The sequence below is a fragment of the Azospirillum himalayense genome (assembly GCF_042657465.1).
Taxonomy (GTDB): Bacteria; Pseudomonadota; Alphaproteobacteria; order Azospirillales; family Azospirillaceae; genus Azospirillum; species Azospirillum himalayense.
On sequence record NZ_JBHSLC010000040.1, the window covers coordinates 22,126 to 46,536 of the forward strand.

Annotated in this window: 27 protein-coding genes; 13 read left to right on the forward strand and 14 right to left on the reverse strand. The window is 69.4% G+C overall.

Going from position 1 to position 24,411, the window contains the following annotated elements; all coding sequences use genetic code 11:
- Complete coding sequence (locus ACFPMG_RS19290; protein WP_376996687.1) at positions 1–1,404, forward strand: UdgX family uracil-DNA binding protein; 1,404 nt, start codon at positions 1–3, stop codon at positions 1,402–1,404.
- Positions 1,405–1,434: 30 nt separating this feature from the next.
- Here the strand turns inward: ACFPMG_RS19290 and ACFPMG_RS19295 are convergent, their stop codons facing one another.
- Together ACFPMG_RS19295 and ACFPMG_RS19300 are read right to left on the reverse strand one after the other, a co-directional pair.
- On the reverse strand, positions 1,435–1,653 hold the full coding sequence (locus tag ACFPMG_RS19295; RefSeq protein ID WP_247891669.1) for a hypothetical protein: 219 nt from the start codon (positions 1,651–1,653) through the stop codon (positions 1,435–1,437).
- Between the two features lie 327 nt (positions 1,654–1,980).
- Positions 1,981–2,175 carry a hypothetical protein gene (locus ACFPMG_RS19300; protein ID WP_376996688.1) on the reverse strand — a complete coding sequence of 65 codons (195 nt, stop codon included), beginning with the start codon at positions 2,173–2,175 and terminating at the stop codon, positions 1,981–1,983.
- 479 nt (positions 2,176–2,654) lie between these two features.
- Here ACFPMG_RS19300 and ACFPMG_RS19305 point away from each other — a divergent pair, with 479 nt between their 5' ends.
- From ACFPMG_RS19305 to ACFPMG_RS19315, 3 genes are all read left to right on the forward strand, one after another.
- A complete protein-coding gene (locus tag ACFPMG_RS19305; RefSeq protein WP_137142395.1) occupies positions 2,655–4,538 on the forward strand; it encodes a methanol/ethanol family PQQ-dependent dehydrogenase in 1,884 nt (627 codons plus the stop codon).
- Between the two features lie 115 nt (positions 4,539–4,653).
- Positions 4,654–5,091, forward strand: a complete 438-nt coding sequence (locus ACFPMG_RS19310; RefSeq protein WP_143271978.1) for a c-type cytochrome — start codon at positions 4,654–4,656, stop codon at positions 5,089–5,091.
- Positions 5,092–5,112: 21 nt separating this feature from the next.
- Positions 5,113–6,426 (forward strand): quinoprotein dehydrogenase-associated putative ABC transporter substrate-binding protein, encoded by a 1,314-nt coding sequence (locus tag ACFPMG_RS19315; protein WP_376996689.1) that lies wholly within the window; start codon positions 5,113–5,115, stop codon positions 6,424–6,426.
- A 30-nt stretch (positions 6,427–6,456) separates the two neighbouring features.
- Here the strand turns inward: ACFPMG_RS19315 and ACFPMG_RS19320 are convergent, their stop codons facing one another.
- On the reverse strand, positions 6,457–6,966 hold the full coding sequence (locus ACFPMG_RS19320; RefSeq protein ID WP_376996690.1) for a hypothetical protein: 510 nt from the start codon (positions 6,964–6,966) through the stop codon (positions 6,457–6,459).
- Positions 6,967–7,144: 178 nt separating this feature from the next.
- On the opposite strand from ACFPMG_RS19320, the gene ACFPMG_RS19325 reads away from it, so the two are divergent.
- The 6 genes from ACFPMG_RS19325 (at position 7,145) to ACFPMG_RS19350 (ending at position 11,414) form a co-directional block, all read left to right on the forward strand.
- A complete protein-coding gene (locus ACFPMG_RS19325; protein WP_376996691.1) occupies positions 7,145–7,642 on the forward strand; it encodes a DUF3280 domain-containing protein in 498 nt (165 codons plus the stop codon).
- Positions 7,643–7,705: 63 nt separating this feature from the next.
- Entirely contained in the window at positions 7,706–8,140 is a 435-nt protein-coding gene (locus tag ACFPMG_RS19330) for a dihydroneopterin aldolase (protein WP_376996692.1), read from the forward strand.
- Positions 8,137–8,778 (forward strand): amino acid kinase family protein, encoded by a 642-nt coding sequence (locus tag ACFPMG_RS19335; RefSeq protein WP_376996693.1) that lies wholly within the window; start codon positions 8,137–8,139, stop codon positions 8,776–8,778. The genes ACFPMG_RS19330 and ACFPMG_RS19335 overlap by 4 nt, the downstream gene beginning before the upstream one ends.
- On the forward strand, positions 8,771–10,138 hold the full coding sequence (locus tag ACFPMG_RS19340; RefSeq protein ID WP_376996694.1) for a DUF6513 domain-containing protein: 1,368 nt from the start codon (positions 8,771–8,773) through the stop codon (positions 10,136–10,138). Before ACFPMG_RS19335 ends, ACFPMG_RS19340 begins: the two co-directional genes overlap by 8 nt.
- On the forward strand, positions 10,135–10,713 hold the full coding sequence (locus tag ACFPMG_RS19345) for a DUF447 domain-containing protein (RefSeq protein WP_376996695.1): 579 nt from the start codon (positions 10,135–10,137) through the stop codon (positions 10,711–10,713). The genes ACFPMG_RS19340 and ACFPMG_RS19345 overlap by 4 nt, the downstream gene beginning before the upstream one ends.
- Complete coding sequence (locus tag ACFPMG_RS19350; RefSeq protein WP_376996696.1) at positions 10,710–11,414, forward strand: (5-formylfuran-3-yl)methyl phosphate synthase; 705 nt, start codon at positions 10,710–10,712, stop codon at positions 11,412–11,414. The genes ACFPMG_RS19345 and ACFPMG_RS19350 overlap by 4 nt, the downstream gene beginning before the upstream one ends.
- Positions 11,415–11,426: 12 nt before the next feature.
- On the opposite strand, the gene ACFPMG_RS19355 is transcribed toward ACFPMG_RS19350, so the two are convergent.
- The 11 genes from ACFPMG_RS19355 to ACFPMG_RS19405 form a co-directional block, all read right to left on the reverse strand.
- Complete coding sequence (locus tag ACFPMG_RS19355; protein WP_376996697.1) at positions 11,427–11,831, reverse strand: hypothetical protein; 405 nt, start codon at positions 11,829–11,831, stop codon at positions 11,427–11,429.
- A gap of 52 nt (positions 11,832–11,883) precedes the next feature.
- Positions 11,884–12,066, reverse strand: a complete 183-nt coding sequence (locus ACFPMG_RS19360; protein WP_376996698.1) for a hypothetical protein — start codon at positions 12,064–12,066, stop codon at positions 11,884–11,886.
- Between the two features lie 94 nt (positions 12,067–12,160).
- Entirely contained in the window at positions 12,161–12,976 is an 816-nt protein-coding gene (locus ACFPMG_RS19365; protein ID WP_376996699.1) for an ABC transporter permease, read from the reverse strand.
- Positions 12,973–13,767: an ABC transporter ATP-binding protein gene (locus tag ACFPMG_RS19370; protein WP_376996700.1), complete on the reverse strand. Its 795-nt coding sequence runs from the start codon at positions 13,765–13,767 to the stop codon at positions 12,973–12,975. The genes ACFPMG_RS19365 and ACFPMG_RS19370 overlap by 4 nt, the downstream gene beginning before the upstream one ends.
- Before the next feature lie 182 nt (positions 13,768–13,949).
- Positions 13,950–14,930, reverse strand: a complete 981-nt coding sequence (locus ACFPMG_RS19375; protein WP_376996701.1) for a PQQ-dependent catabolism-associated beta-propeller protein — start codon at positions 14,928–14,930, stop codon at positions 13,950–13,952.
- Between the two features lie 38 nt (positions 14,931–14,968).
- Positions 14,969–16,159, reverse strand: a complete 1,191-nt coding sequence (locus ACFPMG_RS19380; RefSeq protein WP_376996702.1) for an ABC transporter substrate-binding protein — start codon at positions 16,157–16,159, stop codon at positions 14,969–14,971.
- A 13-nt stretch (positions 16,160–16,172) separates the two neighbouring features.
- On the reverse strand, positions 16,173–16,997 hold the full coding sequence (locus ACFPMG_RS19385; RefSeq protein WP_376996703.1) for a formylmethanofuran dehydrogenase subunit C: 825 nt from the start codon (positions 16,995–16,997) through the stop codon (positions 16,173–16,175).
- The gene (gene fhcD, locus ACFPMG_RS19390) at positions 16,994–17,893 is read right to left on the reverse strand and encodes a formylmethanofuran--tetrahydromethanopterin N-formyltransferase (protein ID WP_376996704.1); all 900 of its coding nucleotides are present in this window, start codon (positions 17,891–17,893) and stop codon (positions 16,994–16,996) included. Before fhcD ends, ACFPMG_RS19385 begins: the two co-directional genes overlap by 4 nt.
- Complete coding sequence (locus ACFPMG_RS19395; protein ID WP_376996705.1) at positions 17,893–19,545, reverse strand: formylmethanofuran dehydrogenase subunit A; 1,653 nt, start codon at positions 19,543–19,545, stop codon at positions 17,893–17,895. Before ACFPMG_RS19395 ends, fhcD begins: the two co-directional genes overlap by 1 nt.
- Positions 19,539–20,840: a formylmethanofuran dehydrogenase gene (locus ACFPMG_RS19400; protein ID WP_376996706.1), complete on the reverse strand. Its 1,302-nt coding sequence runs from the start codon at positions 20,838–20,840 to the stop codon at positions 19,539–19,541. Before ACFPMG_RS19400 ends, ACFPMG_RS19395 begins: the two co-directional genes overlap by 7 nt.
- Before the next feature lie 4 nt (positions 20,841–20,844).
- Positions 20,845–21,222 carry a 4a-hydroxytetrahydrobiopterin dehydratase gene (locus ACFPMG_RS19405; protein WP_376996707.1) on the reverse strand — a complete coding sequence of 126 codons (378 nt, stop codon included), beginning with the start codon at positions 21,220–21,222 and terminating at the stop codon, positions 20,845–20,847.
- 133 nt (positions 21,223–21,355) lie between these two features.
- Here ACFPMG_RS19405 and ACFPMG_RS19410 point away from each other — a divergent pair, with 133 nt between their 5' ends.
- Genes ACFPMG_RS19410 through ACFPMG_RS19420 form a run of 3 tightly spaced genes read left to right on the forward strand, consistent with a single transcriptional unit; the run spans position 21,356 to position 24,401 of the window.
- On the forward strand, positions 21,356–22,351 hold the full coding sequence (locus ACFPMG_RS19410; protein WP_376996708.1) for a beta-ribofuranosylaminobenzene 5'-phosphate synthase family protein: 996 nt from the start codon (positions 21,356–21,358) through the stop codon (positions 22,349–22,351).
- A gap of 33 nt (positions 22,352–22,384) precedes the next feature.
- A complete protein-coding gene (locus tag ACFPMG_RS19415) occupies positions 22,385–23,281 on the forward strand; it encodes an NAD(P)-dependent methylenetetrahydromethanopterin dehydrogenase (protein WP_376996709.1) in 897 nt (298 codons plus the stop codon).
- A complete protein-coding gene (locus tag ACFPMG_RS19420; protein WP_376996710.1) occupies positions 23,247–24,401 on the forward strand; it encodes an ATP-grasp domain-containing protein in 1,155 nt (384 codons plus the stop codon). Before ACFPMG_RS19415 ends, ACFPMG_RS19420 begins: the two co-directional genes overlap by 35 nt.
- Positions 24,402–24,411: the final 10 nt, after the last annotated feature.

Consider the following 24,411-nt stretch of genomic DNA (forward strand, 5'->3'; position numbering starts at 1 on the left):
ATGCGCACGATCACCTTGCGGGAAGGGGCGGACCTCGACGGCTTCCGCCGGGCGGTGCGCCGCCTCGCCGCCGCCCGGACGGCGCCCGACGAGGTGCTGTGGAGCGTCGGCGCGCCGTCGCTGTTCGGCGACGATGCGGCGCCCGCTTCCGAAAACGGCGCCCCGGTCTTCCTGCCCCAGGCGGTCGGACAGTTGATCGAAGCCGTCGTCTGCCACAGCGATCCGGAACGCTACGCCCTGCTCTACCGGCTGGTCTGGCGGGCGCTGAACGGGGAGCGGGCGCTGCTCGACCAGCACGCCGACCCGCTGGTGCACCGGCTGGAACGGCTCGACAAGGCGGTGCGCCGGGACATCCACAAGATGCACGCCTTCCTGCGCTTCCGCGCGCTCTCCGATCCAAACGGCGAGGAGCGCTACGTCGCGTGGTTCGAGCCCGACCATCACATCGTCGAGGCGGTCGCCCCCTTCTTCGTCGAGCGTTTCGAAAGCATGATGTGGACGATCCTGACGCCGAAGGGCTCATTGCACTGGGACCGCCAACGCCTGATGACCGGCCCGCCCGCGGAGCGCCCGGACTCCTGGACCGATGACCGCTTCGCCGAGGGCTGGCAACGCTACTACGAGAGCACCTTCAACCCGGCGCGGGTCAACCCGACGGCCATGCGGGCGGAGATGCCGCGGAAATACTGGGCCAACATGCCGGAGACGGCGGCCATCCCGGCCATGGTCCGCTCCGCCCCCGCCCGCGTCCAGGCGATGCTGGAGGCGGAGGCCGCCATCCCGCGCCGCCGCATGCCCGAAAAGGCGGTGGCGGCGATGGCCCGGCAGGCCCCGGAAAGCCTCGGCGACTTGAACCGCCTGATCCAACGCTCCGAACCGCTGGTGCCCGGCGCGACGCAGGCGGTGCTGGGCGAGGGGCCGGAGGGTGCCGCCATCGCCATCGTCGGCGAGCAGCCGGGCGACCAGGAGGACCGCGAGGGCCGTCCCTTCGTCGGCCCCGCCGGCCAACTGCTGACCGCCGCGCTGGAGGAGGCCGGCATCGACCGAGGCGGCCTCTACCTGACCAACGCGGTCAAGCACTTCAAATTCGTCCAGCGCGGCAAGCGGCGCATCCACCAGTCCCCCACCACTGGCGAGGTCAAGCATTACCGCTGGTGGCTGATGACGGAGCTGGGCTTCGTCCGCCCCCGCCTCGTTGTCGCGCTGGGGGCCACCGCGGCCCTGGCGCTGAGCGGCCGGTCCGTCGCGGTTCTGCGCGAGCGGGGTCCGATGGCCTTCGACGGGTGGAACGGCTTCGTCACCGTCCACCCCTCCTACCTGCTGAGGCTTCCGGGAGACGAGGAGCGGCAGCGGGCGCAGGCGGAGTTCGTGGCCGACCTGCGCCGGGCCGCGGCGCTGGCGTGAGACGGCACCGAGCCGTCCCCCGTCAAACCCTCACGCGCCCTGCTGCTTGAACCGTTTGCCCACCGTGCACTGGATGCGCTGAAGCTCGTACTTCGGGTGGTCGTTGATCCACTTGGCGCTCTCGATCTGACCGGCGATCGGGCAGCTCGACATGGTCAGGGGTTCGGTGTCGGGAACCATCGGGTTGATGGTCTGGCACTGGGTCGGGTCGGACGCCAAGCAGAAGATCATCGACAGGGTAACAAACATCGGGCGCTCCAAAACGCAACGGCACGGCTGTGCCAACATCGTGTGGATCAGCGAGAGCAAGCCGCATGCCATGCCCAGGACGGGGACAGGATTGCGCGATTCCGGCTGCTCGGAAATGAGCCAAACCACAGGGCGCCGAATCATTAGGCATCGAAGGTTAACCAATGCCTAAACGTTGGGAGTTTGCAAAGCCGTTGGTGCAGCGGATGAAACGGAACGGGCCGCAAGGTCCAGAGAAGCCTTCGCGCAAGTCTGGAGCCGGCGCGCCGCAGGTCAACGGAACGTTGAGTGAAGTCTTTCGTATCCTTGAAGCAACCTGCGCTGGCGTCAGGCCCCCGGCTGCTCGCACCGCCATTGGCGGACGTTCCAGTTGGGATGCTCCATGAGCCAATGCACGACGTGGACGTAGCTGTTGCGCGTGCATTCCACCGCGGTCGGGTACCGTTCGCGGGAGAGTGGACGCTCGATGGCGCACTGGTCAGGCCGCACGGCCAGACAGATCACCAGAACCAGTTCAAACATGGTTCGCGTTTCCTGTACGAAAGCTCGATGAGCCGGCGCCTTCGGAGCTTCCGCCAAGGCGGACGAAGGCCGGAACACACCCATCAACAGCCGGCGCCACGGATCGGGCCGCGCTGCTTTGCAGCAAATATTGTTGCTCTGCACAAAACTCGCGCTCGAAACTGCAAATAAATACGTTACAAAATCCTGTTTTGAAGGATTAATCTCTTACTCCCAATTTGCGGTCAGTTCTGGATAAATCTGGCACAAGACGATTGTTTGACGTTTTCTATTCGGCAGAGCCTTGACGAGAAGATGGTCCCAATATAGCATTAAGTACCAATTTGGCGTCAGCTTTTCTGAATATTGAATTCAGAACCGAACATACCGCGCGACAACATCCGCGCGACAACGCCCTTTTGCACTCAGCGCTGCGCTCATAAGCAAGAAGCCCATTGGTTTTTGGGTAAACAATAAGCGCCATCACGGGAGGGATCGTCATGAAGGTATTGTCTCGCTGGCTTCTGGCGTCTGTTGCTGTCGTCGCAGCCGGCTCGGTTTCTGCGAACGACAGTATTCTCAAGAATGAAGCGAACCCCAACAACTGGGCGTCCCAGCTCGGCAATTATGCCGGGCAGCGGTACAGCCCCCTCGACCAGATCACCACCAACAACGTCAAGAATCTTCAGGTGGCGTGGTCGTTCTCCACCGGGGTTCTGCGCGGCCATGAGGGCGGGCCGATCGTCGTCGGCGACGTGATGTACATTCACACGCCGTTCCCCAACAAGGTCTTCGCGCTGGACCTCAACAACCCGGGGCGGGTCATCTGGAAATATGAATCGGTCCAGGACCCGACCGTCATCCCGGTGATGTGCTGCGACACCGTCAACCGCGGCGTCGCGGTCGCCGACGGCAAGGTCTTCCTGGCGCAGGCGGACAACACGCTGGTCGCTCTCGATGCCAAGACCGGCAAGGAGATGTGGAAGGCCAAGAACGGCGATCACACTAAGGGCGAGACCCTGACGGCGGCCCCGCTGGTGGTCAAGGACAAGGTCTTCGTCGGCATCAGCGGCGGCGAGTTCGGCGTGCGCGGGCATCTGACGGCCTACGACACGAACAGCGGCAAGATGGTGTGGCGGGCCTTCTCGACCGGTCCCGATGCCGACGTGAAGATCGATCCGTCGAAGACGATGATGATGGGCAAGCCCATCGGGCAGAAGGATCTCGGCGTCTCGACCTGGCCGGGCGAGGAATGGAAGCGCGGCGGCGGGACCACCTGGGGATGGTACACCTACGATCCGGCGCTCAACCTGATCTATTACGGCACCGGCAACCCCGGCACCTGGAACCCGACTCAGCGGGCCGTCGACAAGGACCGGGCCAAGAGCGACAACAAATGGTCGATGACCATCTTCGCCCGCGACCCCGACACCGGGGAGGCGAAGTGGGTCTACCAGAAGACGCCGTTCGATGAATGGGACTTCGACGGTGTCAACGAGAACATCCTGGCCGACATCAACATGAACGGCCAGCAGCGCAAGGTGCTGGTCAACTTCGACCGCAACGGCTTCGCCTACACCCTGGACCGGGCGACCGGCGAACTGCTCGTCGCGCAGAAATACGACCCGACGGTCAACTGGGCGACCGACGTCGACATGAAGACCGGGCGGCCGAACGTCGTCGACAAATACAGCACCTTCGCCAACGGCGAGGACAAGAACACCGCCGCCGTGTGCCCGGCGGCTCTCGGCACCAAGGACCAGCAGCCGGCCTCCTTCTCGCCGGACACCGGCCTGTTCTATGTCCCGACCAACCACATCTGCATGGACTACGAGCCGTTCTCCGTCTCCTACACGGCCGGTCAGGCTTATGTCGGCTCGACCGTGTCGATGTACCCGACGCCGAACTCGCACGGCGGCATGGGCAACTTCATCGCCTGGGACGCGGCGGCCGGCAAGATCGTCTGGTCGCGGCCGGAGCGCTTCGCGGTGTGGAGCGGCGCCCTGTCGACCAAGGGCGGCGTCGCCTATTACGGGACGCTCGAAGGCTACCTCGTCGCCGTCGACATGAAGGACGGCAACGAGCTGTGGCGGTTCAAGACCCCGTCCGGCATCATCGGCAACATCAACACCTACACCCACAACGGCAAGCAGTATGTGGCCGTCCTATCGGGCGTCGGCGGCTGGGCCGGCATCGGTCTCGCCGCCGGTCTGACCCAGGAATCCGGGGCGAACCAGTGGCATCAGGCCGTCCATCCCAACCGCGCCGGCGGTACGGGCGTGGCGACCGCCGGCCTCGGCGCCGTCGGCGCCCACCAGTCGCTGGGCGAGTACACGCAGCTCGGCGGCGTCCTGACGGTGTTCCACGTTCCGGACCAGAAGTGATCGGCAGACCTGCCCCCGGTGCCGCAACGCACCGGGGGCTTTGCTTTATGGCTCTCGGCATTCACGCCTCTGGTTTCCACTGCGACCCGGCTTCCGGGCAAGGAACGCGACACCCATGAAACGCAGACTTGGCTTGCTGACCGGCATGCTGACGGCGGGCACCGTTGCCTGTTTCGCCGCCCTGGCACAGGACGCGCCGACGACCCCCGACGGGATGCCGACCTACATCGTCAAGGACGGTCAGGTGGACAAGGGAACCTACAACGGCTACCGCCGCTTCCACGCGACCTGCCACACCTGCCACGGCTTCGACGCGTCGGGGTCGTCCTTCGCCCCCAGCCTCGCGGACTCGCTCAAGCGCCTCAGCTACGACGATTTCAAGGAGGTCGTCGTCAATGGCCGTCAGAACCAGGGCGCCACCGGGGACAAGGTGATGCCCTCCTTCGGATTGGATCCGAACATCATGGACCATCTGGACGACATCTATCGCTACCTGAAGGCGCGGGCGGACGGCGCTCTGCCCGGCGGGCGTCCGCAACGCATCGGCGGCTGATCCGGCGGAGGAAGACCCTTCATGGCATTTCCTTCTGTGCTCGTCGCAGCCGCTCTCGCCGTGGCGCTGCTGTCCGGCGCGACAGCGCCGGCCCGCGCCGTCGAGGCGACCGACCGCGAAACCGTACGCATCTGCGCCGACGGCAATCTCCTGCCCTACTCCAACGAAAGGATGGAGGGTTTCGAGAACGAGATCGCCCGGCTTATCGGCGAGGACCTGAAGAAGCCGGTGACCTATTACTGGTGGCCGCAGACCATCGGCTTCGTCCGCAACACGCTGCGTGCGCGGCAGTGCGACCTCGTGATGGGAACGGCGTCCGGCGAAGAATTGATGCAGAACACCAACCCATATTACCGGACCGTCTATTCCCTCGTCTACCGCACCAAGTCGGGCATTCGGGCGGAGAGCATGGGCGATCCGTCCCTGAAAGACGCCCGCATCGGCGTCGTCGAGAAAACGCCCGCGGTCAACCTGCTGCGCCTCTACGGCATCACCCGGACGGAGCCCTACCAGCTCAACACCGACACGCGCGCCAACAACCCGGCCCGCGACGCCATCGAGGACGTGGCCGCCGGCAAGACCGACGCCGCGGTGATCTGGGGGCCGATCGCCGGCTACTTCGCCGCCCAGCAGACGGAGCCGCTGACCGTCGTTCCGTTGGTCAAGGAGCCGGCGGGCGCCCGGCTGCAATTCAACATCTCCATGGGCATCCGCTCCGACGAGCCGGAATGGAAGCACTGGCTCAACGATTTCATCAAGCGCCGCCAGGACGACATTGACCGCATCCTGCTGCGCTACCACGTCCCGATCATCGGCCCCGACGGCGCGCTGAAGACCGCCGCCGCCATCGAGCCGCCGGGCTACCGGATGGACCAGTACCGCGCCCCGACCCCCGCCGGCCTGTCCGGTGCTTCCACCGTGACCCTGGCGGAGTTGAGGCGTCTGATCGAGCATTTTCCCGACACGCGGCTGATCGACGTGATGCCGGCCCCGCCGCGCCCGGCCGACCGGCCGGCGCCGACCGTCTGGGCGCCTCCGCCCCGCCGCAGCCTGCCGGGAGCCGTCTGGCTGCCCAACGTCGGCTACGGCAGCCTGTCGGGCGAGCAGGAACGCTATTTCCGCGCCGGGCTGGAGACCGTGAGTCACGGGGACCGGGCCGCCCGGCTGGTCTTCTTCTGCGAGCCGGACTGCTGGATGTCCTGGAACGCCGCGAAACGCGCCGTGGAGTGGGGCTACGGCAACGTCTACTGGTATTCCGACGGCGCCATGCGCTGGCAGGAGGCCGGATACGGCTTGGAGACGGTGCAGCCCTTCACCGGCGGCGCGTCGAACTGACCGAGGCGCTTCGCCACGGTCCAAGCTGGCTCAGTCCAGGCGGGCCGCGATGTCCCGCGCGATGCGGCCGGCCTTCTGTTCGAGCTGGACCGGCTGTTCGCACAGCGCCGTCTGATTGCGCCGCCGCTCGTCGAGGATGCGCCGCCGCCACGCGATCTCCTCGCGCAGGGCCGCCGCCTCGGCGGCGTCGGCGGGAAGCGTCTGGAGACGGGTCAGCGCCGCGTCGATGCTGTCGAGCAGGACACGCTGCTGGTGGGCGTAGCGCTTGATGGCCGAGATGGCTTGGCCGCGCTCCTGGTTGAGCGCGTCGAAGGCTCCGGCGAACAGAGCGGTGAGGGCAGCGTTGCGGTCCGACGCCGCGCCGTTGGCCTCCAGCTGATCGGCGAAGCCATCGATCGCCGCCTGCTCCTGCTCCGGATCGAGCCGGCGGTCGAGAATCCGCTTCAGAACCGGTTCAGTGCCCGGAATGTCGCGCCAATCGCCTTCCTTCCCCTCGATGGGATCGCCGGGCCAGATCTGGCCGGACGACAGAGTCGGCACGAGGATCTGAACACAAGGCCAATCCGGGTCGCTCCCGGCCGCCCCCGCCGAGACAGACGTCAGGATGAGCAACGCGACGGCAAGGACAGCGGAGCGATGACGCATGAAGAGAGTCTGCCGGACATCGGGCGCCCTTGCCCATCCACGCATTCGGATGAGGCCGACGGAATTCGTCGCAATGGCGCTCCTGTTCCTGTTGCTGAGCGGTGCGGCCCCGGCGGCGGCGCAGGCGCCGGCCAAGGTTCTGGTCTTCGATCTGGAACTGGTGGACACCAGCCGGGAGCCCGCCGATCCGGACCATGCCGGACGGCTGGAACGGGTGACGGCACTGCTGCGCGACGGGCTGAAGGATGGCGGTTACGCGGTGACGGGCGTTCGCGACAGCGCCGTCGCCGCGGAGGTGCCGGCGTCGCTCTATCGGTGCAACGGCTGCGAACGCGACCTTGGGCGCCGGGCCGGCGCGGACATCGTGGTGACGGGTTTCATCCATAAGATCAGCACGCTGATCCTCAACATGCAGATTATAATGCGCCGCACCGGCGATGGCGGTGGAGACGGCGAAGTCATCGTAGTCGCAAACGCGGACATCCGCGGCGACAACGAGCGGTCGTGGCGGCGCGGCGTCGAATGGCTGCTGCGTCACCGTCTGCTGGCCGCACCGCCATCCGACCGGTGACGAACCCTGACGACATCCGAGGCGGGGGAGCCAACCTTCGTCCGACACGGGGAGGAGGATCGCTTGGCCGACGACGCTTTGCTCTCCTATGTGCCGTACCGCCCGGCGGCAAGCCGCGTCCGGTATTACGACATCACGTTGCGCGACTATGTGGACCAGTTCCGGATCGGCGTCTGGGACCAGGAGAAGGAGCGCACGCAGCGCGTCCGGATCAACGTCTCGCTGACGCTCCCCTGGCCCGACCGGCCGATGACCGACAGCCTGGACGAGGTGCTGTCCTACGACTTCCTGATCGACGGCATCCGCGCCCTGCGCGACGGCGCCCATGTGAACCTCGTGGAGACGCTGGGCGACCGGATTCTCGCGCTGTGCTTTTCCAACCCGGAGGTGACCCGCGCGCGGGTGCAGGTGGAGAAGCTGGACGTCGTTCCGGAATCCGGCGGTGTCGGCATCGTTATCGAGCGCTCCCGCCCCGAAGGAGCGCACGGGGCATCATGAGCAGCGCGCCGCTGTGGGTCGTGAAGCTGGGCGGCAGCCTGTGGCGCGCCCCGGAATTGCGGCGCTGGCTGGAAATCCTGGCCGCGGCGCGGCGTCTGCGCGTCGTGATCGTCCCCGGCGGCGGTCCCTTCGCCGACGCCGTCCGCGACGCCCAGCCGGCGCTCGGCTTCGGCGATCGCGCCGCGCACCGCATGGCCCTGCTCGCCATGGAGCAGTACGGAACCGCCCTCGCCGACCTGGAGCCGCGGCTGACCCCCGCCCGCAGCCTCGCCGATCTGCGCGGCCGGCCGAGCCCGACCGTCTGGATGCCGCTTCCCCTGGCGGACAGCGCCGACGTGGCGGAAAGCTGGGACGTCACGTCCGACAGTCTCGCGGTCTGGCTGGCCGGTGCGCTCGGCGCCACCTGCGCGGTCCTCGTCAAGTCCGCTCCATTGCCGGACGCCGTGGTCCCAGTGACGCAGCTCGCAACGGAGGGCATCGTCGATCCGGCCTTGCCGGACCGCATGGCGCGCTACGGCGGGGCCGTCTGGTGCGTGTCGCGGGACGATCATCGGCGCTTCGCCAAGGCGCTGGACCAGGGCAACCCGTGCGGCACCCACCTTGCCCTGCCCGACGATCAACAGGACGCCGATGGCTGAGCGTCCCAAGCACGTCCTGTTCCTGACCGGCGCGCTGGCCGAACCGCGCCTGCGCCATGTGCTCGCCGCGCTGGAGCCGCTGGAGTTCCAGGCCACCGTGGTCAATCTCGGCATCAAGGTTGCGGCGCTGGCGACGACGGAGATCGTGCTGCGCCGTCTCACCTCGACCGAGGGGGCCGACCTCGTCCTGTTGCCGGGGCGGTTCCGCGGCGACCTCGACCGGCTGTCCGCCCATTTCGGCGTGCCCTTCGAGCGCGGTCCCGACGAGCTGGATGATCTGCCCCAGCATTTCCGGCGTCAGGCCGCCCCGCTCGATCTCAGCCGCTACCGCACCACGATCTTCGCCGAGATCGTCGAGGCGCCGCTGCTCGGCGTGTCGGCGATCCTGGAGCGTGCCGCCCGCTTCGCGGCGGACGGGGCCGACGTGATCGACCTCGGCGGGCTGCCCGACCATCCCTTTCCCCATCTGGAGGAGGCGGTGACGGCGCTGCGCGGGGCCGGCCACACGGTCAGCGTCGATTCCCTCGACCCCAAGGAGTTGCTGCGCGGTGCCGCGGCGGGGGCGTCCTACCTGCTCAGCCTGACCGAGGAGACCGCCTGGGTCACCCGCGAGACCGAAGCGGTGCCCATCGTCATCCCCACCACGCCGGGCGATCTCCCGTCGCTCGACCGGGCGCTGGACGCGATCCGCGGCGCGGGCCGGCGCTGCATCGCCGACCCGATCCTGGAGCCGATCCATCACGGCTTCACCGACTCCCTGCTCCGCTACCGCGAAGTCCGGGCGCGCCACCCCGACCTGGAAATCCTGATGGGGGTCGGCAACGTCACCGAACTGACCGACGCCGACACGCCGGGGATGACCGCGCTGCTGATGGGGATCGCCTCCGAACTGCGCATCGACCACATCCTGACGGTTCAGGTCAGCCCCCATTGCCGCCGGACGATCCGCGAGTTCGACGCGGCGCGGCGTCAGTTCTTCGCCGCAGCCGAGGCCGGCGCCCTGCCCCGCAATTTCGGCGATGCCCTGCTCTGCCTGCGCGACCGCAAGCCCTTCACCAGCACGCCGGAGCAGGTGGCCGATCTCGCCGCCCGCATCCGCGACCCGAATTACCGGATCGAGGTGACGGAGCAGGGGCTTCATCTCTACAACCGCGATGGGCACCATGTGGCCGGCGATCCCTTCGCCCTGCTCCCGCACATCGATCCCCGCACCGACATGGGGCATGCCTTCTATCTCGGGGCGGAACTGGCGCGCGCGCAGATTGCCTGGCAGCTCGGCAAGCGCTACAGCCAGGACAACGAACTGCGCTGGGGCGTGGCGGTGGACGCGCCGGACGGCACCGGAGGGGGCGAGACGTGACCTTCATCCGCGAAACCATCATCACGAGCTGCGACGCGGCGGGCAACGTCCACGTCGCCCCCATGGGCGCCACAGTGACGGAAACCGGCTATGTCCTGGCCCCCTTCCGCCCGTCGCGCACGCTCGACAACCTGCTCGCCACGCGCTGCGCGGTGGTGAACTTCACCGATGACGTCCGGGTGTTCGCCGGCTGCGTCACCGGGCGGCGGCGCGACTGGCCGACCGTCCCGGCGGAGCGCATCCGCGGGGCGGTGCTCGCCGGGGCGCTGACACATGAGGAACTGGAGGTGGCCGCGGTGGAGGACGACGGCGTGCGTCCGCGCCTGGACTGCCGCCCGGTGCATCTCGTCACCCACCGCCCCTTCCGCGGCTTCAACCGGGCGCAGGCCGCCGTGGTGGAGGGGGCCATCCTGGTCAGCCGCCTGCATCTCCTGCCGCCCGAGAAGATCGACCGCGAAATCGACTATCTGTCCATCGCCATCGGCAAGACCGCCGGCCCCGTGGAGCTGGAGGCGTGGGGCTGGCTGCTCGACCGCATCGCCGAACACCGGGCCGGCGGAGAGAAGGCACCATGACCCGGCTGCTCGCCAGCGTCGCGTCCCTGGAGGAACTGACGCTCGCCGCACGGGGGGGTGCGGACATTCTGGATTTGAAGGACCCGAAATCGGGTGCGCTCGGAGCGTGGCCGCTGGACAGCATCGTCCGCGCCGTCGATACGGCCCGCCAATGGCACCTCCGCGCGCCGCTGAGCGCCACCGTCGGTGACCTGCCAATGGATCCCATAATCGTAGCGGGGCAGGTGGCCGAAACATCGACCTGCGGCGTCGATTACGTGAAGATCGGGCTGTTTCCATCCGGCGATCCGGTGGGCTGCGTGGCCGCGCTGGCGCCGGAGGCCCGGCGTGGCACCCGCATCGTCGCCGTGCTGTTCGTCGATCTTTGGACCGACCCCGGCATTTTGCTTCCCGATATCGCAAAAGCCGGCTTCGCCGGAGCCATGCTCGACACTGCGGGAAAAGGCTCCGGCGGGTTGCTGCGTCACAAGACGAAGGGCGAGTTGGCGCGCTTCCTGACACAGGCGCGCAGCCACGGCCTGCTCACCGGGCTCGCCGGTTCACTGCGCCTGGACGACATTCCGGCGTTGCTGCCGCTCGCGCCCGACTATCTCGGTTTCCGCACCGCGCTGTGCGCCGGTGCCGACCGGGGCGGCGCGCTGGACCCGGCCGCGCTGGCCGCGGTCCGCGACGCCGTCCCGGAACAGCCCTTCAACGGTTGAACGCGCGACCTTCTATTGCCCGGAGCCCTGCTTCGGCGGTTCGGACTTGGTGTTGCCACCCTGCGACACCGAGCCGCCACCGATGGTGCCCTGCCGCTGTCCGGCCAGGGAATTGTCCGGCAGCGCCCCGGTGCCGCTCGTGGAACCGCCCGACGCACCGGACGCCGAAGAATCGGGCGTCGTGGAGCCGGATGTGCCGCTTTGTCCCCCGCCTTGAGTGACCCCGCCGCCGACGGTGCCCTGCCGCTGCCCGGCCAAGGAGTTGTCCGGCAGGGCGCCGGTCGATGGGCTGGAGCTTTGGCTTCCGGAGCCTTGCGGCATCGCGCCGCCCGTGGTTTGGGCCGACGCCGGAACCGCCGCCGCGGCCGATGCGAGGGCCAGCAGAGACGCACCGGCCAGGATGTGCAGATGTTTCATGGACCTGTCCTCCGGCATGATGTTGGACGAATCTGGGGACGATCGGGCGCCTCTAACCCACGTCCTTCGTGCTGCGGTTCTGGCGGGACGCTTCGCCCATGCGGCCGATGTCCTCCTTCGCCCGCTCGTCCCGCCCGGCGTCCTGCGGTTCGTCCTTCTTGAATTCCTGCTCGCTGCCGAGAACGCTCTTCTCGCCGCGCGGCTGGTCCTGAGTCTTGTCGGAATGTCCCGTCATGACGTTTCCTCCACCCGAGCCCGCCCGGCGGGATGACCGGACGGTCGTCTGTGCCATCAACCGCAGGTCGCCGGGGGCGGTTCCGCCTGTCCTGTCACCCCTGTTCCGCCGGCCCGCCACGGCGGGCCCAGAAGCCCCGCCCGGGATCGTAGGCGAGGATCGCCGCCCCCAGGAACAGCGCGAGGCACGCGATGACGGCCAGGAACGCCGTGCCGTTGAATTGCAGATACAGAGCGAAGCGGATCAGCTCGACTGCCTGCGTGAAGGGGTTGATCCCGGCGATCCAGGCGAGCGTCGGGCTGCCCTCGCGGATGCGCCACAGCGGGTAGAGCGCGGAGGAGGCGAAGAACATCGGGAAGATGACGAAGTTCATCACGCCCGCGAAATTCTCCAGCTGCCGGATGAAGGAGGACAGCAGGAGGCCGAGCGCGCCCAGCATCAGCCCGCTGAGCACCAGCGCCGGCAGCACCGCGAGATAGCCGAATTCCGGCGGCTGGACGCCCCAGAACCAAGCGATGACGAGGAAGACGTAGACCTGGGCGATCGACACCAGCACGCCGGCCAGCAGCTTGCAGACCAGCAGGTACCAGCGCGGCAGCGGGCTGACCAGCAGGGTCTTCATGCTGCCCATCTCCCGGTCATAGACCATGGACAGCGAACTCTGCATTCCGTTGAACAGCTGGATCATCGCCACCAGCCCCGGCGTCACGTAATCCTCGTAGAGGATGTAGGTCTCATAGGGCGGGATGATCGACAGGCCGAGCACCGCGCGGAACCCCACCGCGAAGATGGCCAGCCAGACCAGCGGCCGCACCAGGGCGGCGAAGAACCGCTCGCGCTGGTGCACGAAGCGCAACCCCTCGCGGACGATGACCGCGCGCAGGCAACGCCAGCAGAGCGTCGCGTTCATTCCCGCACCCCCGTGTCCGTCAGCCGCGCGAAGGCGTCATCCAGGGTCGCCGCACCGGTGGCGGCGCACACCGCCTCCACCAAGCCGCTCGCCAACACCCGCCCGCGGTGCAGCACCACGACGCCGTCGCCGTCGCGCGCCTCGTCGATCAGGTGGGTCGCCCACAGCACGGCCAGCCCGCGCTCCCGGCAGAGGTCATGCACATGGTCGAGGACCTGCCGGCGCAGTTCGATGTCGAGCCCGACGGTCGGCTCGTCCAGCAGCAGCAGGCTCGGGCGGTGGAGCAGCGCGCGGGCGATCTCCACCCGCCGCCGCTGCCCGCCGGACAGGGTGCGCACACGCTCGTCCGCGCGCTCGGACAAGCCGATGCGGGCCAACTCCTCGCTTGCCCGCGCCTCGATGTCGGCGGGCGCCAAGCCGTGCAGCCCGCCGTGATAGCGCAGGTTCTGGATGACGGTCAGGTCCGGGTCGAGCGTCGGTTGCTGGAACACCACGCCGATGCGCGCCAGCGCCTGGGTCGGGTGCCGGCGCATGTCGAAGCCGAAGACCCGGATGCTCCCCCGGCGGGTGTTGTAGATGCGTGTGATCAGCGAGAAGAGCGTGGTCTTGCCGGCGCCGTTGAGCCCCAGCAGGACGGTGAACCGCCCCGCGGGGACGCCGAACGACACGCCGCCCAGCGCGGTTCGCGCCCCGAAGCTGTGGCTCAGCCCCTCGACCGCCAGAACCGGGTCCGCCGCGGCGTCACCGGGAACGGCACGCGGCTCGGGAGGCGCCGTTTCGAAGCAATCCATGTCGTCTCCATCGCCCATCACTGCCGCTGTTCAAACCCTCTCCCCTCTGGGGAGAGGGAGGGGCCCGCCGAAGGCGGGAGGGTGAGGGTCGGGCGAGGATCAAGGCACTGATCCTTGCCAGTACCCTCACCCGGCCGCTTCGCGGCCACCCTCTCCCGGGACGGGAGAGGGATGCGTGCCCATCACGGCTTGACGATCACGCCCCAGGGCGCGCCGCCGACCGAGATCGACTTCACGACCCGGCCGCGCTCCAGGTCCATCACCGACATGTCGTTGCTGACGCCATTCGTCGTGTAGAGTCGTTTCTCGTCCGGCGACAGCGCCAGATTCCACACGCGCTGACCGACGAGATGGTAACGTTTCACCTCGTAGGTCTTGGCATCGATCTCGGCGACCCGGTTGGCCGGGCCGAGGGCGACGAAGGCCCGCTGCCCGTCGCTGGTCAGCTGGATGCCGACCGGCTGGATGGATTCGCGCGGCACGCCCTGGACCGCGAAGCTGATCTTGTGGACGAGCTTGCGCGAGGACGCGTCGATGATGCTGACCGTCCCGCCGACCTCCGACGACACCCAGACGAACCGCCCGTCCCCGGTGAACTGGGCGACGCGCGGGCGCGCATCGACCAGCACGTTGTCGATGATCTTATGCGACTCCGTGTCGATGAAATGGGCCATGTTCGTCGTCTCGGAGGTGTTCACCAGGATCTTGCCGTCCGGGCTGACGCCCATGCCCTCCGGTTCCACCCCCACCTGGATCTCGCCGATGATCTTCTTGCTCGCGATGTCCACCACCGAGACCATGTTGTCGTCCTCGTTGGCGACGTAGAGCCGGTGCCCCTGCGGGTCCAGGACGAACAGCTCAGGATCGGGGCCGGAGGGCAGCCGGTCGACCACCTTCTGGGTCGCCACGTCGATGACGTCGATCCGGTTGTCGTCGCCGACGCAGACGAAGATCTGAGTCATGTCCTCGTTGAAGGTGATGCCGCGCGGCCGGCGGCCGACCTTGATCGTGGCGACCACCTGCAGCTTGCCGCCGTCCACCACCGAGACGGTGTTGCTCTTCTCGTTCGACACGAAGATCGTCTCCGCCTGCGCGGGCTGGGCGACAGCGAAGCCCAGCAGCGCTAACGCGCCGATCCGGGCGGCTCCTCCGGTTAACGACATCACGTTCCCTCCCATGGTTGCCCCTGCCGGGGCTTTTCTCAGCGGTTGCGGCACCGGCTTTCCGGGCGATCGTCGCCGAGCGTGTCGAGTTCCGAGAACTGGTGCAGGTAGCCCGGCTGCGGCGACACCGAGACGAGCACCCGCGGCCCGGCCAGCAGCACCGGCTGCCGAAGCTGCCCGTCCCAGTCGCGGAAGGTCAGGCCCTGCCCCTTGAAGGCCGGCAGGGTGAAGTCCGGGCCACGCACGAAGGCAGCCAGCGCCGCGGGGTCGGCGGGCTTGGTGCGCGTCGCCGCCTCGCCCACCGCGCGGACGGCCATCCAGGCGGTGTAGTCGCGCGGGCGCATCCAGCGTCCGGCCTGCCGTTCGAAGCGGCTGTGGATCTGCGTCGCCCCCCACTGCTCGTGCACGCGCGACCACGCCGTCGGAACGAGGCCATGGGTGCCGACGACCGGGCGGGGCAGCCACGTCTGGTAGAGCAGATATTCGCCGAACCCGTCCGCCTCGTCGGCGACGACTAGCACGTCGTGCTCGGTGCCCTGGGTGAAGGTGAGGATTTCCGACTGCACGGTGACGTGCCCGGTGTCGACGCGGCGGTTCGCGTCCTCGAAGGTCCAGCGCTTCTCCTCGACGATCTTGGCGCGGTAGCGCTTGGCGGCGGCGCGGATCGCGTCGGCGTAGGCGGCGTCCTGCGGCGTCCGCCCGACCACCAGCAGCCAGTTCATCCATTTCCGCGATGCGAGATACTGGGCCAGCGCGTCGGCCTGCATCCGCCGGCTGGGCGTGACGTGCAGCAGGTTGGCGCGGCAGCGCTCGTTGCGCAGGTCGTCGTCCGGGGCGCGGGTGTTGAAGATCAGCATGTCGGCCGCCTCGGGCGCCGCCGCCGCGGCGAGCAGGGCGTCCTTCTGCAGGTCGGCGACGAGCAGCCGCACGCCCTGCCCGGCGAGGTCGCGCACGGCGTCCTCGACGCGCCCGTCCTCCGGCACCGTCACCTCGACCAGATCGAAGCGCTGGTTGAGAAACCGCCCGGTCGTGTTGTTGTCGGCGATGGCGAGGCGAGCGCCCTGGACGCCCTCGTCGTCCGACACCGGTTCGAGGAAGGTCTGGGGGATCCGCGGCTCCTCCGCGCGGGCCAGATAGCCGATCCGCACCACCAGCGGATCGGCGCCCCAGGCCGAGGTCCCGAGCAGGAGCGCTGCGGCAATGGTCAGAAGGGCGGCGGCCCGGCTCACGGGTGCGCGCCCGCTACACCTCTGCAAGAAAAAGCACCTCTCCGATTCCCCCGGCCGACCGGTCGCCGATAAGGCGCCGGGCACGGGTTCCGGCGGTTGGGAATCCAGTGGGCCAAGCCCCGCCATCGATCAGCTCCTTCCGCATCAGGTCCAGAAACAGCCAGTCGTTCATGCCGCCGTCGACGAAGCCGGACGGAACGGCGTCCGACGCTTGGGGCAGCAGGATGGAGCCGCGCCGCATGGCCTGCCCCGCATCGGGGCCGCAACCGGCGCCGACGACGATGGTCCCGGCGATCATCCGGGCGCCGCACAGGCTCCCCACCCGTCCATGGACGGCGATCAGCCCACGGCGCATCCGCTCGCCGACGCGGTCGCCGGCGTTGCCTATGACGACGACGGAGCCGCCGCTCATGCCGCGCGTGCCACCGGCCAGCGGCGCCCCCAGGAAATCGCCGGCATCGCCCGCGACGCGCAGGCGCCCGCCGACCATCCCAGCGGCGGCAAAGGCGCCGCAGTCCCCCTCGACGGTCAGCGTGCCACCGCGCATGGCGCTGCCGGCATAGGCGCCGCACTCCCCCTCGACCCGGAGATCCCCGGCGGTCATGCCCGTCCCCACCCCGTCGAGCACGGCGCCGCCGGGACGCAGGATCAGGGTACCGGAAGGGCCGCCGTCCTCCAGCATGAACAGCGTATCCAGCCGATGGCGCCCCCGTCCACGGACCAGCATCAGCCGGGCCAGCGCCTCCCGCCCGCCCTCGATCAGCTGTTCGGGCAGGACGCCGGTCATGTCGATGGGCGGACCGGCGGGGTCTCGGATGGTGAGGACGATGCCGCTCATGCCATCACCTCATGCAGCCGGAACTGGTAGCGGCCGAGCTTGCCGCCGTAATTGCCGGCGGTCACCGACACCACCCCACCCGCGGCGCCGAGGTCCGCCACGGCGGCGATGCCCGCGCGCATGGCGGCGGCGACCGCCGCCTCGCTCACGCCGTCGATCACCAGTTCGAGGATGGATTCCACCCCTTCCGGCACCAGCGATGCCGGCACCGCCGCCCGCAGGGTCGGGCAAAAGGCGGTGTTGGTCGAGGCGATCATGCCCTTGTACTTGCCGCCGATCTTGGAGCCGGAACGGACCACCCCGCCGGGAAAGGGCAGGATGGCGCCCGGCACCTCGCAGATCGCCAGGACCGCCGCCTGCGCCGCCGCCAGCCCAGCGCGGCGGTCCGCCGCCAGGATGATGAAGTTGCCGCCGCCGACGCCGTCCACCGCCCCGGTGGCCGCCTCGCACAGGAACTCGCCGTCCATCACCGGGATGCGCCAGTAGCGTCGGCTGCCCACCCGCTTGGCGATCTGCCAACCGTCGCCGAAATAGCGTAGCGCGTTGCCGAGCGGGATTGTCGGGCCGTCCCGCAGCCCCGCGTAGCAGGCCGTTCCGGGGCAGGTCATCACGCATTGCCCAACGCGGCGCGCCACCTGTTTCGCCAGTTCCGCCTTGGACATGGCAAACAGCAGAACCGCGGCGCCGGGCCGCGAGTCCGGCGTCTCGTCGGATGCAAGAGGGCGCTCCATCGCCGCCTCGCAGCCGCAGGCGATCACCGAGGTGGCGAAGCCCGTCATGCTGACCACCGCCGCCTGGACCCAGGCCGGCGTGTCGGCGGTGATCACCAGCCGCGTGCCGAGCATGGGGAAGGCCTCGGCGAAGGTGTCCTCGATGTGGACGCCGTTGAGCCGCATCAGAACGCCCCCGGCTGACACGCGTGGCGGACCAGGCCGGTGCCGCCGCGGATTTCCTCCTCCGCAATGCGGAAGTGCCTCAGCCGCTGGCCCATGCGCTCGTCGAAGCGGCGCGCCATCCAGGATTCGATCGTCGGGTCGTAGGCGGGTTCCACCACATGCGTGCGTCCCTGGAGGAACGCCACCACCACGCCGTCGCGGACGATCAGCCGGCCGTCCTTGAAGACGAGGTCCGGTCTCTCGAACATGGCGCGGCGGTCCGGCCGGTCGGTGTAGACGGTGATGTCGGCGACCGCCCCCGGACCGAGATGCCCGCGGTCGGTCAGGCCCAGGATGCGCGCCGGCGCGGCGCGGGTCATGGTGGCGATCTCGCCCAGCGAATATTCGCGCGTCAGCGACCCGAGAATCGTGTGCTCCGGGAGAGCCGGGTGCAGCTCCGCCATCCGGGCGAGGCGGTAATCGCGGTCCATCAGCAGGCGGATCAGCTCGGGGTAACTGGTGAAGGGCGCGCCGTTGGGGTGGTCGGTGGTGAGGAAGATCCGCCAGGGGTCCTCGATCAGCAGGAACAGCTCCAGCCCGATCGCCCATTGCAGCGCGTTGACGAAGGCCTTGTCGCGGTAGCGGAAGGGCACGACACCGCAGCCGGCGTCGCATTCGATGTCCATCATCACCCATTTCTTGGGATGGGCGAGCCCGGCGTTGTTCATCTGCGCCATGGTGTCGGCCGAGGCCGTCACCGTCTGGCCGAACATGATCTGCCCGACGTCCACGGAGATGTTGGGCCGGCGGTTGACCGCCTCGGCCACCCGCGCCGCGGCGGAGGAGAATTTCCGGTCGCCCTCCGCGCCGTAGGCGTGGAACTGAACATGGGTGAGGTGGAGACGCAGACCATCGACCGCCGCGATGCTGTCGAGCGTCGCCTCGACGTTGCCCGGCACGCCGAGGTTGAAGCCGTGCAGATGCAACGGGTGCGGAATCCCCAGCCGCTGCACCGCCCCCGCCAGGGCGGTCAGGATGCGGCGCGGCGTGATGGCGTGGAAGGGACCGTTCTCGTCCACGTCGAGGCGGCGCTGGTTGTATTTGAAGGCGTTGATGCCGCCGGGATTCACCGCCTTGACGGCGAGGCTGCGCGTGGCGTTCAGCATGAAGCCGACATAGTCGGCCACCGCCTCTTCCCCGGCGCCGGAAGCGAGAAGCTCCAGCAGCAGGTCGTCGTTGCCCAGCACCAGATAGCCGCCGGTGTCGATCAGCGGGATGTCCGCCATCTCCAGGTGCGCGTGGCGGGCGTTGCTCGGCAGCATCGCCGGCTCGAAGGCCGCCGTGTAGCCCATCTGGGCGTAGCGGCAGCCCGTGGCGTGGGTGGAGGGGGTGGCGAGGCCGCCGCCGCAACCGCAGGGCTCATCCGCCGCCGCGCGATGCTCCTCCGCCATCAGCAGGCGCGCGATGTTGACCTTTCCGCCGGCGATGTGGCTGTGGATGTCGATGGCGCCGGCCATCACGACCCGCCCGGACAGGTCGTGGAGCTCGTCCAGCGCGGCGCCGCGGCCGGGATCGGCGACGATCCGCCCGTCCCGGATGAACAGGTCGCCCACCGCGCCGTCGCGCCCGTTGGCCGGGTCGTAGATACGCCCCCCGGCGAGTTTCGTCAGCATGCGGGGGCCTCCTGCGGCAGGACGGCGGCGATGGCCTTCAGCACGGTCGCGACGTCCGGCAAGCCACGGTCGATCAGGCCCCGCGCGCGCAGGGCGACCACCGTGTCGCTGCGGAAGACGTGGGCCGGGTGGTCAATGCCCGGCGTGCCGACGGGGATGAACACCGCCGGCTCGTCGGCAAAGGCCGTTCCCGGCGGGGCCAGGGCGACGACGGTCTGCCCCGCGGGAAAGGCCGGCACCTCCGGCCGGAAAGCGGACACCCAGACGACGGCGTCCGCCACATCCGCATAGCGTGCCCAGGCGAAGCGGTGAGGATCGTGCAGCGGCGCCCCTCCGACCAGCGACGTGCGCAGCGGCACGCCGAAGCGCCACGTGCAGACCTGATTGACCCCGACCACATTGTCGTGCCCTGCCAGCGGCAAACCCGCGCAGCGGGTGTGCCGGTTCACGTCCCGCACGAGGCGGACCAGCCGCTCCACCGTCAAGTCGGCGTGCGGTTCGTCGAAGGCGGAAGCGGCCCAGGCCACGACCGCGTAACGCGCCTTGCGCAGCCGCTCCGCCAGGGCGGCGATGTCGCCGGCCGCGACGCCCGCGGCTCCCGAAGCGTGGGACGGATCGGGCAAGGCTGCGGCCAGCGCCGCCGCGGCGTCCCCGACCCTTGCCGGATCACCGGGCATGACCGTGACGGGAAGGCCAGAAAGAGCTCCTCGCGTGGTGTCCAGCGGTTCGCCGCACAGGAACACCACCTCCCGCGACGGCGGCGCCTGGAAGGCCGGCGCGGGCGCCACCCAGCGCTCGAAGAGGCGCGGGTGCAGGGCCGCCGGGTCCGGCCCGGCCACCAGCAGCAGATCGCAGCGGTTGCGGAGCTCGGCCAGGGTCGTCGCGATCCAGCCCGTGCGCTGGAGCACCGCCAGATTGCGGTACAACCCGTCGGACAGCGCGTGATCGACCACCGCCCCCAGCCGCCCGGCCAGCGCCAGGGCGGCCCGCGCCCCATCGACGTCGGTGCCGAGCCCGGCCACCAGAGGAGCCTGCGCCGCCGCCAGCACCGCCGCGGCGGCGTCCACCGCCTCCGCCAGCGGCACCGAAACGCCCGCGACGCGCGGCGGTTCTGCCGGCAGCGTGCGGGAATAGCGCTCGCGCGCGACCGGGCAATCGGTGGAGCGCACCGCCAGCTTCGCGGGCTCCTCCTCCTCGACGGTCAGGTCGTCGCAGCCGAGGCCGCAGAACGGGCACACGACGTCACGATGGACGACGGGGCGGGCAACGGAATGGGGTGGCCGGTCGCTCGCCATGCCGTCAGTCGTACTTGATATAGGCGAAGCGCGGATCGTCCTTGGGCGTTCCCTCCAGCGCGCCGCCGTCGCGGGCGGGCTGCCACTGGATGACCTCCTCGATCTTGCGGGCGAGGTCGAAATCCTTGTCGGTGATGCCCTTGGCCGTGTGGGTCTTGAGCCGCACCTCGACCCAGGCGTAGGAGGCGGTGAGGTCCGGGTGATGCCACGCGGCCTCGGCCAGATGGCCGACCGCGTTGATCACCATCAGGGTGCCCTTCCAACTGTTCGTCTTGTACTTCCGCCGGATCCAGCCGTCCTCGAACCGCCACCGCGGCAATATTTGCTGCAGTCGCTCAACGATCTCCGTATCGGAATAGGTGGTTTCCTGAACCGCGGTCATGTCTTCCTCCCCGAAGTGACCGAACAGTCCTCACCCCGAAGAGGTATATACTATTGGATCGGGGTCTTTCTTTAACGAAAGATTATCATGTCCAAAAGAACGACGCAACTTTCCTTAAGCGAGTGAGGTCCTCATGCCACTCGGCGTCGATGAAGTCAGGGAGTTGCGGGTCACGGCGCCCGCGCGGTTGCATCTGGGGTTTCTCGACATGAACGGCGGCTTGGGCCGCCGCTTCGGCAGCCTGGGGCTGACGCTCGACGGGATGGCGACGACGCTGCGGGCGCGCCCGTCCGACCGCCTCTGCGCGAGCGGCCCGTCGGCGGAGCGCGCGCTGAAGGCTGCGCGGGCGGTCTGCGACCGCTTCCGTTGGCCGGCCCGCGCCGAACTGACGGTGGAGGAGGCCATTCCCGAGCATGTCGGGCTGGGCTCCGGCACCCAGCTCGGTCTGGCGGTCGGCACCGCGCTCGCGCATCTGCACGGGCGGCCCTCGACGGTGCGCCGCCTCGCCGCGGAGTTGGAGCGCGGCGCCCGTTCCGGCATCGGGATCGGCGCCTTCGAGAAGGGCGGCGTTATCCTGGACGGTGGCCGGGGGCTGGACGACGCGCCGCCGCCCATCGTCGCGCGCCTGCCCTTTCCGGAGTCCTGGCGGGTCCTGCTGATCCTGCACCGCGACGGCCAGGGGCTGCACGGCACCGCCGAGTTGCAGGCCTTCAAGGCGCTGCCGCCCTTTCCGGCGGAGCGGGCCGGGCATCTCTGCCGCCTGATCGTCATGGCGGCGCTTCCGGCGCTGATCGAGGGCGACGCCGACCATTTCGGGCGGGCGGTGGGCGAGCTGCAACGCACGGTGGGCGACCATTTCGCCCCGGTCCAGGGCGGGCGCTTCACCAGCCCCCTGGTCGCCGAGGCGCTGACGTGGTTGGAGGCGGAGGGCATCCCCGGCGTCGGGCAGACCTCCTGGGGGCCGACCGGTTTCGCCATCGTCGGCGACGCCCGGAGGGCCGAGTCCCTGCTGGCGGAGGCGCGGCGCCGCTGGGCGGGGTCCGCGCTGGACTTCCATCTGGCCCGTGGCCGCAACGACGGCGCTACTCTGGAATCCACCACCGAGCGGGTGGTGCTGCGGGCCTCCTGACCCCTCACACCCGAGCCAAGCGGGAGGCGCGCGATGGCCGCACCCTATGTTCTGCACATGCTGACGCCGCTGAAGCACGTCAGCGCCTTCGACGTCAACATGGCGGCGGACGCCGGCATGGGGCCGCTGTTCCCCTACACCGGAGTCGCGCCGGAGGAGGTCACCGGCATCACCCAGGACGCGATGTTCTCCCGCGACCCGGCGAACGCGGCGCGCACCGGGCTGTTCATCGGCGGGCGCGACGCGGTCCTGGCGCTCGACATGATGGACGCCGCCCGCAAGGCCATGTTCGCGCCCTTCACCATCTCGGTCATGGTCGATCCGTCGGGCGCCTTCACGACGGCCGGCGCCATGGTCGCCGTCGTCGAGCGCGCCCTGCGCCGCAGCCATCCTGACGGGATCAAAGGGCTGAACCTCAAGGTGTTCGGCGCGACCGGCGTGGTCGGCGGAATCGCCGCGGTGATCGCGGCGCTCGCCGGCGCGCGCGTCACACTGGTCAGCCACCGCGGCCTGTCGGGCGTGGAGCCGAAGGCCGCCGAGTTCCGTCGGCGCTTCGGGGTGGAACTGGCCTGCGCCGACGCGCCCGACGACGCGGACCGGGAAGCGCTGCTCGCCGATGCCGAGGTGGTGTTCAGCTGCGGGCGGGCCGGCGTTCAAATCCTGTCGGCGCGCAACCTTGCCGCGGCGGGCCGCCTGCTGGTCGCGGCGGACATCAACGCGGTGCCGCCGTCCGGCATCGAAGGGGTCGGCCCCAAGGACAACGGCACGCCGCTTCCCGGCGGGCGCGGCGTCGGCGTCGGCGCGCTGGCGGTCGGCGCGGTCAAGTTCCGGGTGCAGCACGCCCTGCTGACGCGCCTCGCCGCGGCGAAGTCGGCGGTGTATCTGGACTTCTGCGATGCCTACGACGCCGCCCGCCAGATCGCCGGCTGACTCGGTCGCGGAAGGGCCGGACATCGTCGTCGCGGCCCTGTCGGCGCGGGCCCTGGCCGCCGCCGCCCGCCGCGCCGGCCTGCAACCGGCGGCCGTCGACCTGTTCGCCGATCAGGACACCGGGCGGCTTGCCGAACCCTGCCTTCGCCTGCCTTCCGAAACACTGCGCCTGGAATCCGAACCCCTTCGGACCGCCTTGGCGCGGGCGGAGTTGCGCGACCGGCCGCTGGTCTACGGCGCCGGCTTTGAAGACGATCCGGCGCTGCTGGCGGCCCTCGCGGGGGGCCGGCCGCTGCTCGGCAACCGGCCCGAGGTGGTGGCGCGCGTCAAGGACCCGTTCCACTTCGCCGCCACCCTGACCCGGCTCGGCATTCCCCATCCTCCGGTCGCACCGGCATGGGACGGATCGCCCGGCGACCATCTGCGGAAGCGGATCGGTGGCAGCGGCGGCACGCACATCGCCCCCGCGGTGGCGGGTGAAGCCAAGGCGGGCTGGTACGTCCAACGCCGCGTCGCCGGCCATGCCGTTTCGGTCCTCTTCCTCGCGGACGGCGACCGCGCCGCCGTCGTCGGGCTGAGCCGGCAATGGGCGGCACCGACCGCGGACAGCCCCCATCGCTACGGCGGTGCCGCCGGGCCATGGCGCTGTCCGGAGCGGTGGGCTGGGACCTTGTCCGCCATGCTCGGCCGTCTTGCGTCGGCGTTCGAACTGGTCGGGTTGAACAGCGCCGATTTTCTGGTGACCGGGTCGGACTTCCATCTGTTGGAGATCAACCCGCGCCCAGGTGCGACGCTGGACGTCTTCGACCGCCCGCCGATGCCGCCCTTGTTCGGCCTCCACCTGGACGCCTGCGCCGGGCGGCTTCCTGACCACCTGCCGTCGTTGTCGGAATGCCGGGCGGCGGCGGTGCTCTACGCCGAGTTTCCCACCCGGATCGAGGCCGGTCGGCGCTGGCCGGGCTGGACCGCGGACCGGCCGACAGCGCCGAGTGTCATCGGGCGCGGAGAGCCGGTCTGCACGGTGTTCGGCGACGGTCCCAGCACCAGCGCGGCGCGGCGTCACGCCGAACGGCGGCAACGCGAACTGGCGGCCCTCGCCGCGATGGAGATGCAGACATGACAACGGAAAA

What these genes read in the sequence shown, in the direction of transcription:
- ACFPMG_RS19290 (WP_376996687.1), top strand. Translation starts at nt 1, where the DNA reads ATGCGCACGATCACCTTGCGGGAAGGGGCGGACCTCGACGGCTTCCGC.
- ACFPMG_RS19295 (WP_247891669.1), bottom strand. Translation starts at nt 1,653, where the DNA reads ATGTTTGTTACCCTGTCGATGATCTTCTGCTTGGCGTCCGACCCGACC.
- ACFPMG_RS19300 (WP_376996688.1), bottom strand. Translation starts at nt 2,175, where the DNA reads ATGTTTGAACTGGTTCTGGTGATCTGTCTGGCCGTGCGGCCTGACCAG.
- ACFPMG_RS19305 (WP_137142395.1), top strand. Translation starts at nt 2,655, where the DNA reads ATGAAGGTATTGTCTCGCTGGCTTCTGGCGTCTGTTGCTGTCGTCGCA.
- ACFPMG_RS19310 (WP_143271978.1), top strand. Translation starts at nt 4,654, where the DNA reads ATGAAACGCAGACTTGGCTTGCTGACCGGCATGCTGACGGCGGGCACC.
- ACFPMG_RS19315 (WP_376996689.1), top strand. Translation starts at nt 5,113, where the DNA reads ATGGCATTTCCTTCTGTGCTCGTCGCAGCCGCTCTCGCCGTGGCGCTG.
- ACFPMG_RS19325 (WP_376996691.1), top strand. Translation starts at nt 7,145, where the DNA reads ATGGCGCTCCTGTTCCTGTTGCTGAGCGGTGCGGCCCCGGCGGCGGCG.
- ACFPMG_RS19335 (WP_376996693.1), top strand. Translation starts at nt 8,137, where the DNA reads ATGAGCAGCGCGCCGCTGTGGGTCGTGAAGCTGGGCGGCAGCCTGTGG.
- ACFPMG_RS19340 (WP_376996694.1), top strand. Translation starts at nt 8,771, where the DNA reads ATGGCTGAGCGTCCCAAGCACGTCCTGTTCCTGACCGGCGCGCTGGCC.
- ACFPMG_RS19350 (WP_376996696.1), top strand. Translation starts at nt 10,710, where the DNA reads ATGACCCGGCTGCTCGCCAGCGTCGCGTCCCTGGAGGAACTGACGCTC.
- ACFPMG_RS19355 (WP_376996697.1), bottom strand. Translation starts at nt 11,831, where the DNA reads ATGAAACATCTGCACATCCTGGCCGGTGCGTCTCTGCTGGCCCTCGCA.
- ACFPMG_RS19360 (WP_376996698.1), bottom strand. Translation starts at nt 12,066, where the DNA reads ATGACGGGACATTCCGACAAGACTCAGGACCAGCCGCGCGGCGAGAAG.
- ACFPMG_RS19365 (WP_376996699.1), bottom strand. Translation starts at nt 12,976, where the DNA reads ATGAACGCGACGCTCTGCTGGCGTTGCCTGCGCGCGGTCATCGTCCGC.
- ACFPMG_RS19370 (WP_376996700.1), bottom strand. Translation starts at nt 13,767, where the DNA reads ATGGATTGCTTCGAAACGGCGCCTCCCGAGCCGCGTGCCGTTCCCGGT.
- ACFPMG_RS19375 (WP_376996701.1), bottom strand. Translation starts at nt 14,930, where the DNA reads ATGTCGTTAACCGGAGGAGCCGCCCGGATCGGCGCGTTAGCGCTGCTG.
- ACFPMG_RS19385 (WP_376996703.1), bottom strand. Translation starts at nt 16,997, where the DNA reads ATGAGCGGCATCGTCCTCACCATCCGAGACCCCGCCGGTCCGCCCATC.
- fhcD (WP_376996704.1), bottom strand. Translation starts at nt 17,893, where the DNA reads ATGCGGCTCAACGGCGTCCACATCGAGGACACCTTCGCCGAGGCCTTC.
- ACFPMG_RS19395 (WP_376996705.1), bottom strand. Translation starts at nt 19,545, where the DNA reads ATGCTGACGAAACTCGCCGGGGGGCGTATCTACGACCCGGCCAACGGG.
- ACFPMG_RS19400 (WP_376996706.1), bottom strand. Translation starts at nt 20,840, where the DNA reads ATGGCGAGCGACCGGCCACCCCATTCCGTTGCCCGCCCCGTCGTCCAT.
- ACFPMG_RS19405 (WP_376996707.1), bottom strand. Translation starts at nt 21,222, where the DNA reads ATGACCGCGGTTCAGGAAACCACCTATTCCGATACGGAGATCGTTGAG.
- ACFPMG_RS19410 (WP_376996708.1), top strand. Translation starts at nt 21,356, where the DNA reads ATGCCACTCGGCGTCGATGAAGTCAGGGAGTTGCGGGTCACGGCGCCC.
- ACFPMG_RS19415 (WP_376996709.1), top strand. Translation starts at nt 22,385, where the DNA reads ATGGCCGCACCCTATGTTCTGCACATGCTGACGCCGCTGAAGCACGTC.
- ACFPMG_RS19420 (WP_376996710.1), top strand. Translation starts at nt 23,247, where the DNA reads ATGCCTACGACGCCGCCCGCCAGATCGCCGGCTGACTCGGTCGCGGAA.